Below are 17694 nucleotides of genomic sequence, written 5' to 3' on the forward strand. Positions count from 1 at the left end.
AATGGATATGAAAGAGGAGAATAAGAGAGGTTGGGGAAAGTACATACTATTTATATTTGTCCTAGTAGTAACGTACCAGTCTTTCACTTTATGTAAAGTGGAAGGAAAATCAATGCAGCCAACTTTACATGAAGAAGACTACGTATTTGTAAATAAAGCTGCGGTACATTTTTCTAGCTTACAGCACGGAGAAATCGTCATTATTAAGGAAGAGGATGAGTCGAAATATTATGTGAAACGTGTAATAGGGCTTCCTGGTGACGTAATTAACATAACGAATGGAACTGTATACGTAAATGACAAAAAGCAAGATGAACCTTATATAAATAAAGAATTATATAACAATACACAAGTGTTTTACAACTTTCAAAAGACAAAGATTCCGCCAAATAAGTTATTTGTAATGGGAGACAATCGTGAACAAAGTAAGGATAGTCGAAATGGTTTAGGATATATTGAAGAAGATAATATAATAGGAAAAGTGGAATTTGTGTACTATCCTTTTTCGAAAATGAAAATCATAAAATAAGTGGGGATTCACAAAACCCCACTTATTAAAGTTTCACTTTATCCCGCTATTTGCGGGCAGTAAGACTCCCACTTTAAAATTCAGCTGGGGCAAAGAAGTTAGGTGGGAGATCAACTGCCCGTAAAAGCCCGATTGGTGAAGGCTAATAATAAGTGGGGGATGGACAAAACTCCCCCACTTATTAAAGTTTCACTTTATCTTCTTTAAAAAACCTTTTGGATTAAATGATATGAAAAACTTATGTTTAGATTCATCGATTATGAAATTGCTATTTTTAGTTAAAAACTCTTCCACAGCTTCCATTGGGCCAGGGCCCCAATCAGGAAGGAGAGGATTTCCGTTAATACTTGTATCTTCTACAATCATGTAACTGCCAGTGGTTACAATAGATTTATAAAGTAAGAGTTCTTTCGATACATGTTCTTTACTATGATCAGAATCTAAAATAACTAAAATCACATCATCAGGTTTGCGCATACTTAATATTGATTGGACGGCCTGTACAGAAACAGATGAAGCTGTTAAATACGTAATTCGATTATGGGATGGCCGATTTGGTTGCGGAGTTATATCGATAGTAAGTACGTGACCTTTTCCAATTAAATCTAACATAGAAGCTAAAAACAGTGCACTACCACCGTGAAAAGTTCCGCATTCAATAATTAAATCAGGCTTTAATTCGTATAATATTTCTTGATACAAAAAGAGATCAGAAGGAAGTTTGCAGCTTGGAACCCCGAACCAGTGTGTACCATGTAACCAAACGTTGCTGTCGTAATATTGTTTTAGAAATTCGCTACTAATGTTATCGATTTTGAATTCTCCTTTCTAAAAAGGATTCTTTCATACGTAAAGAGTTTACGTATGAAAGTTGTACTATATATTATGTGGTAAGGGATTATAAGGCGAGTGTTTTCACGTGAAAATAAGCCAAATAACACATGTGGAAAATGAATTGCTTACAAAAGAAGATGTAAATGAAAGGAAATGATCGTATGTATAAGTACACAATTTGCTTCATTAGAAAAGGAGATAGAATACTTCTACTAAATAGAAACAAGAAGCCGACAATGGGAATGTGGAATGGTGTCGGAGGGAAAATAGAAGAGTATGAAACGCCATACGAAGGAGTCATTAGAGAAACATTTGAGGAAACGGGAATAGAGCTTCCAAGTGTAACGTATAAAGGGAATGTTATTTTTAAAGTTAAAGACGAACCTTTGGGTAGTGAGGGAATGTATGTATTCCTTGCTGATTTACCAGTAGGAGTGCATATTGACACACCACTAAGCACAGATGAAGGTATATTAGAATGGAAGTCAATTGATTGGATATTAGATGGTGATAATAGAGGTGTAGTTAGCAATTTGCAAAGATATTTACCGACATTATTAAGTGAGGACAACAATTTAGAGCATATATTTATATATGATAATCGGAATATTATTGATTGCAAAACTACACTTTTGATAGAAGATAATACGAAAAAACGATATGAAAAATATCTCGTTTCTCAATAAGAGAAGAAACGTTAAAATACGAAGAGGAAGCCAAATTCTTTATGGGAATTTGGCTTTTTACAAGGAATGCTAATTCAAATTTTACTCTTCATAATTTGCTTTAATAATAAAGCGGTGTTGCTTCACATCGAAATATCCCTTTTGTAAGATAATTTCATGTATGCGATACAATTCCTCGGTATAGCTATCTACTATAAAATCAGGGATTTGCCACGGAATTGCTTTTAAGTAATAGACAACAGCACCGACATCATAAAAACGCTGAAGAGGGAATTCTTCTTTCGCTTCTAAAATAGTAAATCCATTTTGTTCTAATTCACTACATGCCGTTTCGAGTGACCAACTTGAAAATTCGCTATTCAGCGGTGTGCCAAACTGCTCATTCAGTTCCGCACAATCAAGACCACCGACTTGTTGTGTAAGAAATGTTCCATTGATGGAAAGACTTCTTTTCACTTCAGAAGCAGAATAGGATTCATGTTGATTCACAATTAAATCAAACTGACCATCTTGAAATGGTAAAGCAGTATCATCAGTCACTTCTACGACTATAACTCCTAAAGGTTCTAATTTCTTTCGTGCAATTGGGACATTCGGAGCATAGCCCTCAGTCGCATAAATAGTTGACGGGAACGGTTGTAACATAGATAAAAACTCTCCGCCACCAGTCCCCATATCTAGCATTGATTTTGCACGTTGCATAAGCTGGAAAGCAGTGCTACCGTATGACCATGATAAAGGCTCACTATTCATACGGCCAGTTTCTGCAATGAAAGAAAAATCCCAGCCGCTAAAGTTAGTCTTTGCACTTTCTAATAGTGCTGAAAATAATGGATCACGTTTCATATTGTTGTCCTCCTATTTCGTTAATAAATGATATAGTAAGAAAAGAAAAAGGGAGGACCTCTTATTAAAGTGGAACGGTTTTATGTTTCGTGTTCGAATAGATTCATATAAATTAGCTCCTTGCGAGAATGGTTATTTATATATTCGGGAGTATCGAGTGAAAATCCTTTGAAGTAATTAGGGAAGGTGAAAGTACGATCAAATTTTGGATGGGGTTATACAGTGAAACTGCATTTTGCCAAGATATTTTGTGAAATATGATATTTCACATTTCTGTTACATAACAATAAAGTCGTACTGTTTATAAAAAAGTGGAACCGTTTTATCCCTTTGGATGTACTTATCTATGGGGATATTTTTATTAATACAAGAAATAGATATATAAACTGAATATAAAAACGTTTTAATTATTTGAAAACATTCGATAATTTAGTATTGTTTATATATGGAATATTTTATTTTTAGGAAAAAAGGGTAAGGGGCTAGATGAAAAGAATGAAAAATGTAATGTTGCTAGTGTTGTGTTTCTTATGTTTAAGTGGTTGTAATTATGAAGATGAAGATCAGGTGAAAAAATATGTGAAAAAAAAGCACGGAATTGATGTGGTTGTAACAGATTGGGGTGCTATACATGAAGGGAATATGGGACATACATACCATACTGTTCAAGCGAAAAATAACAAAAATATTCAATTTAGAGTAGAGGTAGATGGCATCTTATATTCAACAATAAAAGGTGATGAATATCAATACGGGAAAAAAACATATGAGGAATATAAGGAATTTAAACCAATGATAGAGGAAATTGGAAAATTAGGTTACGTGGAACCTGAAAATAAAAATGTTTTTCAATATATAGTGGATGATGATATAGAGGAGAAACCAACTGATAAGTTATTATTAACTTTAAAAACGAGTGACAAGATTGATTACAGTCAATTTGAATCAAAAGAATTAGATCGTTTATATGCTCTAATCCAATTCATTCAGAAGAGTAATAGAAAGATAACAAAACTTGAAATTGAGGATTATAATGGTGAATCTATAGGCTTACCTTTTTATAATGTGCAAAAAGCTATAACGAAAGAAGAACTGCTTTTGACAATGAAAAACACCGTAAGCGGTTATTGGACATATTTGATTCAAACTGAAACAAAAGTAGGCGAAAGGTTAAATGAAATTCAAAATGATCGTTTTGGAATGGAAGATATTACTTGTTCAAACCCGAAAGACGGCAATTGTCTAGAGTATGAATTGACTTTAGTTTTCAATGACAGTGAGATAAAATATAGAAATGATTCATATGTAATAGAGGATTTGAGAAAGGTAGTCACTATTCTTAAAGAAGAACTATATAATAAGGAATTTAACATATTTTTAAGGAACAAGGATGGAACAAGTTATTCACTCTGGCTATCATCAGAAAAAATCAAGAAAAGTAATAACATAGAAGAGCTAGTAAAATAAAGGTATAAAGAAGGATTTTAAAGCACTTTTTACGTTTATAATTGCTTTATTCAAAAGGAAAAAACGCTTATACTTCATTTTTGAAGCATAAGCGTTTTTGTATAAAATACTTAAAAACAAAAATCTTTTGGTAAAGTGCCATTTTTTATCACCGTTCTTAATCCATGTTTCATAATCCAAGGATTAACAGGATGGTTTTTATCGAGTAATTCTCGCAACCATCGAAAAACGAGTTCTTTATCTTCTTTCGTAATATCATTAATGTGATTGGCTACAGATTTTTGAACATACTTAGAAGGGTCATTCATTAATGGCTCAAGAAGCTTTAAATTATTTCTGAAGTCACCTTTCAAAGCTCCTATTTTTTTTGCCCAAGGAAGTCTTGGCCTAGTACCTTCTGAAGCTAATCTTCTAATGTGGCTGTTTTCATCACGTAACCATTGCTGCAATATGTCCAAGGTTTCTTCATGGTATTTTTCAAGATAAGGACGAATGGCATATTCAGCAGTATTTCTTTTTGTTATTTCATACATTGCGTTGAATGAGGAGTCAAAATCGTTAAGCCCATATTTTTCAACGTATTTTGCGATAGGCATATACATATAACCCTTTGTAAATGTGCCGACTTCTGTTGTATTTTCTGGTCCTAATGTTTTCAGTAATATATGTATTGCTTCATTAAAATCTTTTTGTAATGCATTGTGTAATTCATCTGCTATTACTTCTATACGTTGCTTTAACTCTAAATTTTCAACTTTATATGTTACGGTAGATACAAAGTTTCTTTTAGAGAAATTAGGATCGTGTTTACAAATAGAATCAGCCATTTTTTCTGCTAATTCTTTGTTAAATAAAAATTTTAACGGAACATATTTGCCCATTTTTTCACCCCATTGGTCGGATAAAAACAATGTTTATTTTTTAATCGACAATCCATACACCAAAGTCTCACTAGGAGTCGTAATACTAAAACCTGTCGTCTTATAATCAAGTTTCACCGTATCACCAGTGTAATCTCTCGTGAATGAATCCATTTGTACGATAAGCTCCGCATCTTCATATACAACATCATCCGCATTATATGTATCCCAAATTAAATCGACATCAACGAAAATACTGCAAGAGTTTGTCATAGTTCCTCTAATGCGAATGATCTTTTTGTCTTCACGTTCTAGTCTATGTATAGCTGCTTTTGCTTCATCAGTAATACGAATGTTCATGTAATCCCAACCTTTATTTATATTTCCTCTATTATTGCAAAAACAGGAGAAATAGGGAAGGGAGAAGCATTGCATTAAAAAAACGAGCAAACAATTTTGTTTGCTCGTTTTACTTTATTTCAGTTCACATTTATCAAGTGGAATGACTTTCGTTTTCTTAGTAAATTTATAACCTAACCATAGTACTAAGAAGAGTGGTAAACCGATGTAAGAAACGAGTACACCGTTCCAGTCGATAGATGCTCCTGTAAATGCTCCGTAGTTTTGACCTAAAATAACAATAACACAAAGTGTAAATGCAAAGATTGGACCGAACGGGAACCATTTCGCTTGATATGGTAAATCTTTCAAATCTTTCCCTTGTGCAATATAGGCTTTACGGAAACGGTAATGACTAATAGCAATCCCTACCCAAGCAATAAATCCTGACATCCCAGAAGCATTTAATAACCAAATGTATACAACACCGTCACCGAATAAAGAAGCGATGAAAGCGACGCTACCAACTACTGATGTTGCGATTAATGCGTTAACAGGTACACCGCGGCTATCTAATTTCCCTAAGAACTTTGGTGCTTTTCCTTGGCGAGCTAAATCCCAAAGCATACGAGTTGATGCATACATTCCAGAGTTACCAGCAGAAAGTACTGCAGTTAAAATAACAGCGTTCATAACAGAAGCAGCGAAGGCAACGCCCGCTTTTTCAAATACAAGTGTAAATGGACTTACTGTAACATCACTTGCTGCAAGGCTTTCAGTTGTATAAGGAATTAATAAACCGATAACGAGAATTGCTAAAATATAGAATAATAAAATGCGCCAAAAGATAGAACGAATTGCTTTCGGAATATTGCGTTCTGGATCAGCAGTTTCACCAGCAGCTACTCCTAATAATTCAGTTCCTTGGAATGAGAAACCAGCAGCCATAAATACACCGATAATTGCCATGATGCCGCCATTAAATGGTGCATCTGCAACAGTGAAGTTTTTAAAGCCAACAGATTCGCCGCCCATAATTCCAAAAATCATCATAAAACCGACAATTAAAAAGATAATAATAGTAACTACTTTAATAAGTGCGAACCAATATTCAGATTCACCAAAACCTTTAACAGATAAATAGTTTAAGAGAAAAATAATAGCTAAACAAAGTCCACTCCAAATAAGAGAAGGGGTATCTGGGAACCAAAATTTCATAATTAATGTTACGGCCGCTAGTTCAGCTGCAATCGTAATCGCCCAGTTATACCAATAGTTCCATCCAAGTGCAAAACCAAGTGATGGATCAACAAATTTTGTTGCATAAGTACTAAAAGATCCAGTAACAGGCATGTAAGCCGCGAGTTCTGCTAAGCTTGTCATTAAAAAATAAACCATAATTCCAATTGCGGCATATGCGACTAATGCACCGCCAGGACCAGCTGAATGGATAACACCACCACTGGCAAGAAATAATCCGGTACCGATTGTACCACCGAGAGAAATCATCGTAAGGTGACGAGATTTTAATCCGCGTTTTAATTCACCTTGTCCTTGTGTAGTTTGCGTTTTAGAGGTAGATTGATTTGTTGCGCTATTCATGTTCAACACTCCTTTTCTTGTAGGTTAGGAAGGAGCGGGGGAGAAAAATACAAAAAACCGCCAAAGGAATTAGGCGGAACGTTTCACAAATAACCACCCCATCATACCCTTCCGTTAAGATAGCACACCACGTTTACACGGTAATTTTGTAAACGTGACAGTTCTGTTCCTTTCGGAGACAGCCCCAGCTCATATTTCCAGAGAAGAAATATAAACTTCGGCAACTTTTCCTTTCAAACGGAGTCAGTGACATTCGCTGTGTCTCGTCCATTTTACTTTTAAAAGTCGCAACCTCTACCTCATCGGATTGATGAGGATTTATATATTGCTAAGATATTTAATATATGGCAATTGTAATGACTTTCTGAATATATTGCAAGGAATTTTGTTAGGAAAAGTCAAAAAATATCGGTTATTGTATAGGAAACGCTTGCATAACTCCACCCGAACCTACTATTATGTAGCAATAAGCAAAGAAAAAATTGTTATACAAATGTTTCGCAAAAAATATTGAAAAACCCTTTAAAATTAAAAGAAAATTCAGAAAATATAATTCGACATAACTATCAGAAGGGGATTATTCCTTAAATTCGTTTCAAAGAATAAGTATAAATTCGATAAATAGAATGAATATTCTTTTTATTTCTGATAAAATTGAGGTATTGTTTAATTGAAAAGGGGATATCATTATGAAATTAGAAACGGAAAGATTATATATAGTACCGTGTACAGAAGAATGGATTCAAATTGCGAATAATCAAGGATACAATAGTGGCCCACATATTGTAGGGCATATAGAAAATGTAAAACGAGATGTAGCTTCATTACCGTGGGGACCGTGGTATGTTATTCGGAAAGAGGATGATGTGGTTCTAGGTGATATAGGATTTAAAGGGAAACCGAATGAGCAACATACAGTAGAAATTGGTTATGGATTTATTGATAAATATTGGAATAAAGGGTATGCAACAGAAGCAGTTAGTGAATTAATGAAATGGGCTTTTCAAACAGGGGAAGTGGAAACGATTATAGCGGAGACACTCCTTGATAACTATAGCTCCATTCGTGTATTAGAGAAATTACATATGAAAAGAGTAAATAGTACTGAAACGATGGTCAATTGGAAAATAGAAAAATAAAAAATACCGCTCGAAGTAAATCGGGCGGTATTATTACTAATTATGGTAGCATTTGTTTTTGATCTTTCGGATAGCCGGCTGTCGATACGTTAGAACGATTGGAATGATTACGAACAGCAATAAAAATAGATATAATAACGACAAGACCAACTGCAACATAAGAAAGTGTAATAATAGTTGGATCTACTTTAAATGTAGTAAGCAGTGTACGAATATTCGTAAAGATAATAAGTCCGCCAACGAGTACGCCAAGTAAATGAGAAGGAACGATGCGTACTAACCATGCGGCGATTGGTGCGGCAACAATACCACCAAGCATGAGGGCAAATACCCAAACCCAGCTTATTTGTTCCCAGCCAAGTGAGATGAAAAAGCCGATTGTTGCAGCGAGTGAAACAGGAAATTCGCTCGTATCTACAGATCCAATAACTTTTCTAGCATCATTTCCTTTTGCAAGTAGAACAGGTGTCGTAATAGGCCCCCAACCACCGCCGCCAGTTGAATCGACGAATCCAGCGAATAAGCCAAGTGGTACAAGTTGTTTTGCAGACATACGTTTATTTGAAGCAACAATTTGTTTTTGAATGATGAATCGTAATAAAATATAAACCCCTAAAGTAAATAAAAATATGGAAATGTACGGTTTAATTACATCACCAGGTAAATTGCTTAAAAAACATGCCCCAATAAATGCGCCAATTGCTCCTGGTAATGTAAGCCTAGAAACTGTATATTTATCAACGTTTCCAAATTTGATGTGAGATGCACCAGAAGCGGCGGTTGTAACGACTTCAGCTAAATGAACTGATGCGGAAGCTACAGCTGGTGCGATACCAAACATTAATAATAGTGAGGTAGACGTTACCCCGTACGCCATACCAAGTGCGCCATCGATCAATTGAGCGAAAAATCCAATAATAGCAAAGATAATTAATTTCTGCATAAATAATCCCCCTGTAATAATAAATGAAAAAGGCACTTTTCCCGTGTGAGAAAAGTGCCTTTGGTTTTTCCAATCAGCAACATATTAATTTGTTTTATTATAATACATATTAATCTTATAAATCAACTAGGTTTTTAAGTTTTTGGAATTGAATGAAAGAAAAATAAAATATACAATAAAAGGATGGAGAGAAAGGGGAGAAAGAATATGTTAGCATTTGATCATCTCGTTCACGCAGTGCATTGTACACCGGGGGAAGCGGCAAAACAAATGCAGGAGCATGGATTTCATACTGCATTAGGCGGTGAGCATACGACTTGGGGTACTTGGAATAGTTTATGTTATTTTGATTTATCATATATAGAATTTTTAGCAGTTCAGCATGAAGAAAAAGCGAAAGAAGCGGAAAATCCATTAGTACAAGAAACAGTGGTGAAATTAAAAAATAGAGAAGGGATGCTACAAATCGCAATTCGAACAGATGCAATTGAAGAACTAGCAAATAAGTTTAATAAGCACGGCTTACATACGATAGGACCATTTGAAGGGAAACGGATGAGAAAAGATGGTCGGCTTTTAGAATGGAAAATGTTATTTGTAAAGCAAGAAGAGAATGGACCGAAATTACCATTCTTTATACAGTGGAATGAAACGGATGAAGAAAGAAGAAACGATTTACGTAAAATAGGGACGATCACTGAACATAAAAATAAAGTACAAGAAATTGAAACGATTCATTATACGGTGAAAAATGTTCGAGAAACAGTGCGGAAATGGAAAGAAGTAATGGAGCTAACTGCAAATTCAATCATACAAAATGAAGAATGGAATGCTGAGTGTCAAAGTGTATCGTTTGGTGATGTTCATGTGCAGTTTTGTGAACCAGTTGGAGAAGGGCTAGTACTAGAACGTTTGAAGCATCATGGCGAATATCCATTTGCAGTGGAGTTTAAAGGGGAAAATAAACGAGAGTATGAAGTGTTAGGTAGTTTGTTCGTATATTGATAGAGGTGAGTTTTGTGGAAGAAATGTTAAGAGAGATAGAAAGAAAACTAGAGAGGTCACGTATTGTAAAATGTACAGCAATTACAAAAGGTTTTTCACACGAAGAGAAGTATAAAATTGACCTAGAGAATCGAGAAACTTATTTTGTAAAAGTGTGTGATTCTTCTAATTATGAACGAAAACAAGAAGAATATATGTATATGAAACAATTGGAGTTATTACATATTCCAACGCCGAAGTTAATTCATTTCATAAAACTTGAGGAATTAAATAAATGTGTTCAAGTATTTGAATGGACCCAAGGTGTAAATGGTGAAGAGAGCTTAAACAAGCTATCGGTGGAAGAACAGTATAATGCAGGAAGAAAAGCAGGGGAAATATTAAAGAGAATTCACTCGATAGAAAGAGAAAGTGCAAGTAATAAATGGGAAATATTTAGGTGGAATAAGTATGAAAGGTACATAGAGACATTAGCAGATTATGAGGTGAATTTTCTGGATTTGAAGCCAGTATTAACCTTTGTAGAAAATCATAAAGACTTATTGAAAATTGGCCTATCACATTTTTACACGATGATTACCACCCAGCAAATAGTATGATTCATAATAATGAATTTATCGTTATCGATTTTAGTGGATATGATTTTGGCGATCCAATACACGATTTTTATAACGTAGCGATTTTTACTACAAGAATAAGCAAACCATTTGCGGTTGGACAAGTTCACGGTTATTGCGGAGGCAATCCGCCACTCCATTTTTGGAAACTGTATTCATTATATGCAGCGATGACATTCCCAGCGGATATCGTATGGACAAACCGAACTACACCACATTTAGTAGAGGATATGAAAGAAAGATTGAACCGAATTATAGAAGATCATAATCATTTTTCATCTTATATTCCAAAATGGTATCAATCACAACATGAGGATATAATAAACAATAAATAACGGAGGGATTCATTTGGATAAAATTGCGGTAATTTCAGATATACATGGTAATATTCCGGCATTAGAATCAGTACTGAAAGATATTAAATTAAGAGGAATTGAACGTATTATTTGTCTTGGAGATTTAGTAGGAAAAGGTCCGCATTCTAGCGAAGTAATTGAAATCGTTCGTAAAGAATGTGAAGGAACCGTAATGGGAAACTGGGATGATTTCATTACAAAACCGACTGAATTTGAAGCGTTAAAATGGCATCAAAAACAATTGTCAGAAGAACAAAATGAGTATTTAAGAAGCTTACCATTTTCAATCGAGTTTTATATGAGTGGGAAACTGATTCGTATGTTCCACGCTTCACCAAGAAGTTTATATGAAAGAATTCAACCACATGCAACAAGAGAAGAGCGTATTAGTATGTTCGAAAATAGTGAGCTCACAGAGAATATAGAAGGGGAAAGAAAACCAGATGTCGTTTGTTACGGTGACGTTCATCAGGCGTATGTGCAAAATTTTAGAGGGAAAACGCTATGTAATGCTGGTAGTGTAGGTAATCCACTTGAAATTACACAAGCTTCCTATTTAATTTTTGAAGGAACATACAATGAAAAAGAAGCAGCAAGCTTTTCCATTCAACTCGTACGTGTACCATATGATATTGAACTAGCCATCCGACTAGCTGAGGAGCTGGATATGCCAGAAATTGAAGAATACAAGCAAGAATTACGGACTGCTTTATATCGAGGGTTTAAGGGGAAATAAGGAAAATATAAATCAATAAAAATATATCTATCATAACTTAAAATATATCAACGATTTTTTTCAATATATCGATTTACCAACAAATAGCGATAAAATTAATTTACTGCAATTATATTATGTAAACAATATACAGGAGGGAATGTCATGCTCCGAAAACAATACATGAAAGAAATTGCTGATCATATTTTAACGTTAAAATTAACCCATCCAATAAGAGTTGGAGTAAATGGTATAACAGCTTCAGGAAAGACAACATTTGCAAACGAACTGGCAGAGGAAATGAAAAATCGGGGAGTGCAAGTAATACGCACCAGCATTGACGATTTTCATAACCCGAGAGTGATTCGTTATGCACAAGGAAAAGAGTCTGCAAGAGGGTATTATGAAGATGCACACGATTATACAGCTTTCAAAGAAAGGCTATTAAAACCTTTAGGACCTAACGGGGATTTACAGTATGAAACGATTTCTCATAACTTAATAACGGACATGCCTGTACATAATACGCCGCTAGTGGCCTCGCCAAATATGGTGCTAATAGTAGATGGAACATTTTTATTGAAAAAAGAAATTGAGTATCTATTTGACTATAAAATTTTCGTAGATACAGATTTTGAGATTGCGAGAAACCGTGGTGCAGAGCGCGAGACTGAGGCTTTTGGAAGTTATGAAGAAGCAGAGAAAATGTTTATAAACAGATATCATGCGGCTTGTAAGATGTATATAGATGAGCATAATCCGAAAGAATGTGCGAATGTTATATTTCAGAATAGTAATTTTGATGATCCGGTAGTTGTATTTAAATGAATTTAAAATCGTTTATATAGCAAAAAGTTCGTGAAAGGGGATGCGTTGGGTGGATAAAAAAGATAATCCGAACGATTGGCCTGTATGGGCGAATGAGTCAGTAGAGATAATTAATGCAAATCCTGATTGGCAAGATAAAGGACGATGTGAAGAACAGCAACTTTATGAACTGCTTACTCCTCTCGGTATTAGCAAAGTAATACATATAGGAAGTACATCCATACCTGGTTTACCTGCAAAACCTATCATTGATCTAATGGCTGAAACAGACTCATTTGATAGAGTGCTCGATATTTCAGCAAAATTGTCTATATATGATTGGCATTATGTAGGCCCAGAATTAGATGAAAGACCTTGGAGAAGGTTCTTTGTGAAAGTGAAGAATAATAGGCGTGTAGCTCACCTGCATTTAATGGTTAAAGGAACTGAGCGATGGGAGCAACAACTTTTATTTCGTAACCGCTTACGAGAAAATCCACAATTAGTTTATGATTATTCAAATCTGAAACAAGATTTAGCTAAAAGATATAACCAAGATAGAGAAGCATACACAAAAGCTAAAACAGAGTTTATTAAACAAGTTCTAAAATGATTTAATTTTTGATTGTAAATACGTTTGAATACAAATGAAAAAAATACTTTATTTTATAACTTAAACTTACATGAAATGCATGTAAACAAAGTGAGAAGCTTTGGTGTTCCAATGTATTTCCTTTTATTTCTCGGGAGAAATTTATATAATTGAATCAAGTTCATAGAAAGATAGGGACTAAAACTATATTAAAAGTCGACTTAATTTTATGAGGGAAATTACAGGGGATAAGGCGAAAAGAAGTTGAAAAACGTAAAAAGGGGACAGGAAATATAATGACAGAAGTACTAGAACTAAAAGAAGAATTACAACAAATTCAAAATAATAATTATGCTGTGCCAGAAGACGTAGACGCATATCCATACGCACAGTGGATGTTAGATTATATCGGATCACCTGATGCTGAATTACGTGATGATTTGATTTATAGTACGCTTCACAAATGGATTACAAATGATGTATTTAGACAAAAAGAATTACGAGGATTAATGTTACAAGCAATTAGTCCTGATTATTTATTTTATAAAATTGGTGAAAAGGGAACAGATTCTGTATTTAAACGTGCGTTCTCCGTATTAATTCCGCCGCTTATTTTATCTGTTCATGAAAGAGAACCACTGTTATCTGAAGAACAGCTGTATAGTGTGGCAGAACAAGTTCTGGAATATGTCTATTTAGAAGAAGATGTAAGGGGTTACGTAGAAGGAAAAGGCTGGGCACATTCTACTGCACATGCGGCAGATGCACTAGATGCTTTAGCACGTACAATACAAAATCGTGAGTTTTCATATGCAATACTAGCTGCTGTTCGTCAGAAGGTTCGATTGAATGACTACGTATACATACACTTTGAGGATGAGAGATTAGTAACGCCAATTATGTCGTTGCGTAACCAAAATATTTTAACTGAAGAAGAGTGGAGCAATTGGCTACATAGTATAGCAATTGTTGAAGATATCCCACATCCTCAACATGATATTTTAGTACAAAATATTAGAGCTTTCTTAAGAAGTTTATATTTCAGAGCTTTAGAGAAAGAGGGCGCTACTGCCTTTACAGATGATATATTGGAGACTTTGAAGGATTTGCGTAGGTATTAAAAATAGCGTTTGAATTGGAAATTTTAAAAGAAATCCATACTTAGAAACAAAGAGAAAATATTAATTTTGAAAAATTTATTAGAAATTTATTTTTACATTGTACCCTTTCAGTATAGGCTGAAAGGGGTGTCAAATGAAAAAAATATTGAAGATAGTAAAGATTATATTTTTTGTATGTAGCAGCATTATTTTTCTTGGAACAGGCGCTGTATTCATATATCATAACTATCAATTAAGAATGGAATCGAAATTAATGAACAATGAAGGGGAACTTGTTAATTTCAATAATAAAAAAGTGAATGTTTATAACGAGGGGAGCGGGAAGGATACTTTTGTATTTATGACCGGATCTGGAATTGCCGCTCCTGTTTATGAATTGAAAGGATTATATAGTGAATTTTCGAAAGAAAACAAGGTTTCTGTAATTGAGAGAGCTGGTTATGGATACAGTGATGTTTTTCATGATGATAGAGATATTGATACGATATTAGAACAAACGAGAGAAGCGCTTATTAGAAGTGGAAATAAACCTCCCTATATTTTAGTGCCACACTCTCTATCGGGTATAGAGGCTATTTATTGGGCACAAAAATACCCAAGTGAAGTAAAAGGGATTATTGCGTTAGATATTGGTTTACCTAATCAGTACGTAACTCATAAAATAGACGAGGTTGATTCATTAATAATAAAAGGGATGAATATTTTAACGAAAATTGGTTTTCAGCGATTAGTTCCTTCTATTACTTATAATCCCGAAGTAATTCAGCAATCCTTTTTAACCGAACAGGAAAAAACTATTTATAAAGCCCTCTCATATAAACAAGCTTTTAATGATGATATGAAGCAAGAACTTTTACAAAGTTACAATAACAGTAACAAATCTAATTCTTTATCATTCCCAAAAGAAACACCAATTTTATTTATAGATGCGATTGCTAGGGAAAATAAAAACTCGAAATATACAAAGCAAAAAAACAGAGATTATGAGGAGTTTGCTAGCAAGTTATTGATAGCTGATGTGAAAAAAATTGAAGGTACACATAGTATTTATTTATACGCTCCTGATGAAATATACAAACTTGTAATGGATTTTATTAATAATAAAGTAGTGAAGAACTAAGCTATTGTTATTTTAGTGATGGAAGGTCTACATAATGAAAGAATATAACATATTAATTGTTGAAGATGATTTGATGATAGGAGATTTATTACAAAAAATTTTGCAGCGTGAGAAGTATAAAGTGTATTGGGAGAAAGAAGGAAAGAATGTTCTAGATGTAATCCATGAAATAGATTTAGTCATAATGGATGTTATGTTACCAGGTGAAGATGGTTATCAAATTACAAAGAAAATAAAAAATCTAGGATTAAATATTCCAATCATATTTTTATCAGCTCGGAATGATATTGATAGTAAACTAAAAGGTCTTACCATTGGAGAAGAATACATGATAAAACCTTTTGATCCTCGAGAATTATTGTTAAGAATTCAGAAAATGTTAGATAATCAATATGGTACTTTCACGCAAATTAAACATTTATTTATAGATGCAGAATATAAAAGGGTTTTCATTAATGGTTTGCGTGATGAAGTTGTGTTTACAGCGATTGAGCGTAAAATATTTTTCTATTTGTATGAAAATAGGGATAGAATTCTAACAAAAGAACACTTCTTTGATTACTTATGGCAACTCGAAGATAGAAATCAAAATATCATGAACGTACATATAAAGAAAATTAGGACCAAAATCGATGATAAAACAGGTAACATAATTCAGAACATATATGGAGAAGGGTATAGATTAAATACCTTTATGAAGAAATGAAATTAAAGAAGAAATATCAGTTATTACTATTCACTGCTATTATTAGCGTACCATTGTTATTATTGTCGATTAGTATCTTTGTATCAGTTATTTATAATGTTGCCTTTAAAACTAAAAACAAGAACATTCCTTTTCATGAATCCTTTGCATATCCTACTATGTTAATCATATTTTTATTATCACTATTAGTATTAGCTTTTGTATTTTCAAAATCGATTAATTCATTATTAAATAAAATTAATGTATTAAATCAAACGATTCGAGATTTAGCAAGTGATAAAAAAATCCCTAATATAATAGATGTCAAAAGCGATGATGAAATGGGGGAACTGATTAGATCAGTAAACTTGCTAATAGAAAGAACGACTTATCGAGAATTAGAACTACAACAACAGGAACAAATAAAAAAGGAACTATTAAATAAATTACGGCATGATATTAATACACCCTTAACAGCGGTTAGATTACAATTATATTATTTAGAAGGCGAATACGAAGGACAAGCACAAGTACTTGAATCAATGTATGGGCAGATACAATACATAAGTGATTTAACTAACGAATTTAATATTCAATCTACAGAGACCTTAGAAAATACTTATATTGTGAATGATGAAGTGAATATACATAATTTAATAGAAAATATGATTAAAAAATGGAGCTATTTGTATAGCATTCATAAAATTGAATTAGTATATAATCCACAAGATAAAGAGTTGATATGGAATAGTAATGAGTTATGGATTCAAAGGCTATTTGATAATATTTTTCAAAATGTCCTTAAACATTCAAAAGCTAAAAAACTCAAAATCATTATAGATGAAGATATTGTTTCCTTTAGAGATAACGGGATGGGGTTTGATATAAATAAAAAAGGAACGGGACTTGGTTTGAAAAATATTGAAGATATATCAAAGATGTTCGATATAAAATACACTTTACAATCAAATAGTGAGGGGACTATGTTTTCATTTGAAAATACTAAAGTTTAGAGCAATTTACATAAAACCAACACCTCACAACCATACTAATAAAATGTGTTGGAGGTGAAATTTATGGACAAAAAAGACTTTGAAAAAGTTTATAATGATTACTTACATCAAGGAGAAGAGCAAGCTCAATTTGAAGTAGACAATGAAGTCAATTCAGGAGCAGAACAAATTGTTGCCGTTCGTAAAAATGATGATGGGGATTTAATTGCTTTTAAGACAAGTAGCGGGAGAGAGTTAGATTATATTACTGCTCTTAGTGAAGCGAAATCAGGGAAGTTAGTTCATGTGGACGTATTTCATAAGTATGGTAGAGATATTATACGTAGTGAACCTGATGGAATAAAGGAAAATAACTTAGATAATTTACCTTCATTTTAAACAGGTAAACCTCAAGAAGAGAATGTTCATTTGGATATTC

The 17694-nt window shown here is 33.5% G+C and carries 19 protein-coding genes, 1 pseudogene and 1 riboswitch; of the genes and pseudogenes, 14 read left to right on the forward strand and 6 right to left on the reverse strand.

Annotated elements, in window-relative coordinates; translation table 11 throughout:
• Positions 1 to 7: 7 nt before the first annotated feature.
• Positions 8 to 529, forward strand: a complete 522-nt coding sequence (gene lepB / locus B5P40_RS22645; RefSeq protein ID WP_078175774.1) for a signal peptidase I — start codon at positions 8 to 10, stop codon at positions 527 to 529.
• A gap of 189 nt (positions 530 to 718) precedes the next feature.
• Here the strand turns inward: lepB and B5P40_RS22655 are convergent, their stop codons facing one another.
• Positions 719 to 1342: a cephalosporin hydroxylase family protein gene (locus tag B5P40_RS22655; protein ID WP_113709923.1), complete on the reverse strand. Its 624-nt coding sequence runs from the start codon at positions 1340 to 1342 to the stop codon at positions 719 to 721.
• A 182-nt stretch (positions 1343 to 1524) separates the two neighbouring features.
• On the opposite strand from B5P40_RS22655, the gene B5P40_RS22665 reads away from it, so the two are divergent.
• Positions 1525 to 2049, forward strand: coding sequence for an NUDIX hydrolase (locus tag B5P40_RS22665; protein ID WP_113710073.1), 525 nt, complete (start codon positions 1525 to 1527; stop codon positions 2047 to 2049).
• A gap of 81 nt (positions 2050 to 2130) precedes the next feature.
• Here B5P40_RS22665 and B5P40_RS22670 read toward each other — a convergent pair whose 3' ends face one another.
• The gene (locus B5P40_RS22670; protein ID WP_113709924.1) at positions 2131 to 2895 is read right to left on the reverse strand and encodes a class I SAM-dependent methyltransferase; all 765 of its coding nucleotides are present in this window, start codon (positions 2893 to 2895) and stop codon (positions 2131 to 2133) included.
• Between the two features lie 486 nt (positions 2896 to 3381).
• Here B5P40_RS22670 and B5P40_RS22675 point away from each other — a divergent pair, with 486 nt between their 5' ends.
• Positions 3382 to 4362, forward strand: a complete 981-nt coding sequence (locus B5P40_RS22675) for a hypothetical protein (protein ID WP_113709925.1) — start codon at positions 3382 to 3384, stop codon at positions 4360 to 4362.
• Between the two features lie 110 nt (positions 4363 to 4472).
• Here B5P40_RS22675 and B5P40_RS22680 read toward each other — a convergent pair whose 3' ends face one another.
• The 3 genes from B5P40_RS22680 to B5P40_RS22690 all read right to left on the reverse strand — a co-directional run bounded on the left by B5P40_RS22680 (position 4473) and on the right by B5P40_RS22690 (position 7163).
• Positions 4473 to 5243 (reverse strand): DNA alkylation repair protein, encoded by a 771-nt coding sequence (locus B5P40_RS22680; protein WP_113709926.1) that lies wholly within the window; start codon positions 5241 to 5243, stop codon positions 4473 to 4475.
• Between the two features lie 33 nt (positions 5244 to 5276).
• Complete coding sequence (locus B5P40_RS22685; RefSeq protein WP_113709927.1) at positions 5277 to 5582, reverse strand: iron-sulfur cluster biosynthesis family protein; 306 nt, start codon at positions 5580 to 5582, stop codon at positions 5277 to 5279.
• Between the two features lie 114 nt (positions 5583 to 5696).
• On the reverse strand, positions 5697 to 7163 hold the full coding sequence (locus B5P40_RS22690) for an amino acid permease (protein ID WP_002013597.1): 1467 nt from the start codon (positions 7161 to 7163) through the stop codon (positions 5697 to 5699).
• A 112-nt stretch (positions 7164 to 7275) separates the two neighbouring features.
• Positions 7276 to 7468: riboswitch (Lysine riboswitch) on the reverse strand.
• A 384-nt stretch (positions 7469 to 7852) separates the two neighbouring features.
• Between B5P40_RS22690 and B5P40_RS22695 the strand changes: the two genes are divergently transcribed.
• Entirely contained in the window at positions 7853 to 8302 is a 450-nt protein-coding gene (locus tag B5P40_RS22695) for a GNAT family N-acetyltransferase (protein WP_113709928.1), read from the forward strand.
• A 40-nt stretch (positions 8303 to 8342) separates the two neighbouring features.
• Here the strand turns inward: B5P40_RS22695 and B5P40_RS22700 are convergent, their stop codons facing one another.
• A complete protein-coding gene (locus B5P40_RS22700; protein ID WP_078175766.1) occupies positions 8343 to 9245 on the reverse strand; it encodes a sulfite exporter TauE/SafE family protein in 903 nt (300 codons plus the stop codon).
• Between the two features lie 207 nt (positions 9246 to 9452).
• Here B5P40_RS22700 and B5P40_RS22705 point away from each other — a divergent pair, with 207 nt between their 5' ends.
• The 10 genes and pseudogenes from B5P40_RS22705 to B5P40_RS22750 all read left to right on the forward strand — a co-directional run bounded on the left by B5P40_RS22705 (position 9453) and on the right by B5P40_RS22750 (position 17654).
• Complete coding sequence (locus B5P40_RS22705; RefSeq protein WP_113709929.1) at positions 9453 to 10250, forward strand: VOC family protein; 798 nt, start codon at positions 9453 to 9455, stop codon at positions 10248 to 10250.
• 14 nt (positions 10251 to 10264) lie between these two features.
• Positions 10265 to 11202: pseudogene (locus B5P40_RS22710) on the forward strand (aminoglycoside phosphotransferase family protein).
• A 13-nt stretch (positions 11203 to 11215) separates the two neighbouring features.
• Complete coding sequence (locus B5P40_RS22715) at positions 11216 to 11959, forward strand: metallophosphoesterase family protein (protein ID WP_002013591.1); 744 nt, start codon at positions 11216 to 11218, stop codon at positions 11957 to 11959.
• Positions 11960 to 12103: 144 nt separating this feature from the next.
• Positions 12104 to 12766 (forward strand): AAA family ATPase, encoded by a 663-nt coding sequence (locus B5P40_RS22720; RefSeq protein ID WP_113709930.1) that lies wholly within the window; start codon positions 12104 to 12106, stop codon positions 12764 to 12766.
• A 49-nt stretch (positions 12767 to 12815) separates the two neighbouring features.
• A complete protein-coding gene (locus tag B5P40_RS22725; RefSeq protein ID WP_113709931.1) occupies positions 12816 to 13358 on the forward strand; it encodes a GrpB family protein in 543 nt (180 codons plus the stop codon).
• Between the two features lie 275 nt (positions 13359 to 13633).
• On the forward strand, positions 13634 to 14458 hold the full coding sequence (locus tag B5P40_RS22730) for a DUF2785 domain-containing protein (RefSeq protein WP_002168101.1): 825 nt from the start codon (positions 13634 to 13636) through the stop codon (positions 14456 to 14458).
• Positions 14459 to 14591: 133 nt separating this feature from the next.
• Complete coding sequence (locus B5P40_RS22735) at positions 14592 to 15578, forward strand: alpha/beta fold hydrolase (RefSeq protein WP_002168102.1); 987 nt, start codon at positions 14592 to 14594, stop codon at positions 15576 to 15578.
• 34 nt (positions 15579 to 15612) lie between these two features.
• On the forward strand, positions 15613 to 16284 hold the full coding sequence (locus tag B5P40_RS22740) for a response regulator transcription factor (RefSeq protein ID WP_002032977.1): 672 nt from the start codon (positions 15613 to 15615) through the stop codon (positions 16282 to 16284).
• Positions 16281 to 17276 (forward strand): sensor histidine kinase, encoded by a 996-nt coding sequence (locus B5P40_RS22745; RefSeq protein WP_088031502.1) that lies wholly within the window; start codon positions 16281 to 16283, stop codon positions 17274 to 17276. Before B5P40_RS22740 ends, B5P40_RS22745 begins: the two co-directional genes overlap by 4 nt.
• Before the next feature lie 63 nt (positions 17277 to 17339).
• Positions 17340 to 17654, forward strand: coding sequence for a DUF3892 domain-containing protein (locus tag B5P40_RS22750; protein ID WP_016101130.1), 315 nt, complete (start codon positions 17340 to 17342; stop codon positions 17652 to 17654).
• Positions 17655 to 17694: the final 40 nt, after the last annotated feature.

It is taken from the genome of Bacillus sp. SRB_8 (genome assembly GCF_003264205.1).
Taxonomy (GTDB): domain Bacteria; phylum Bacillota; class Bacilli; order Bacillales; family Bacillaceae_G; genus Bacillus_A; species Bacillus_A mycoides.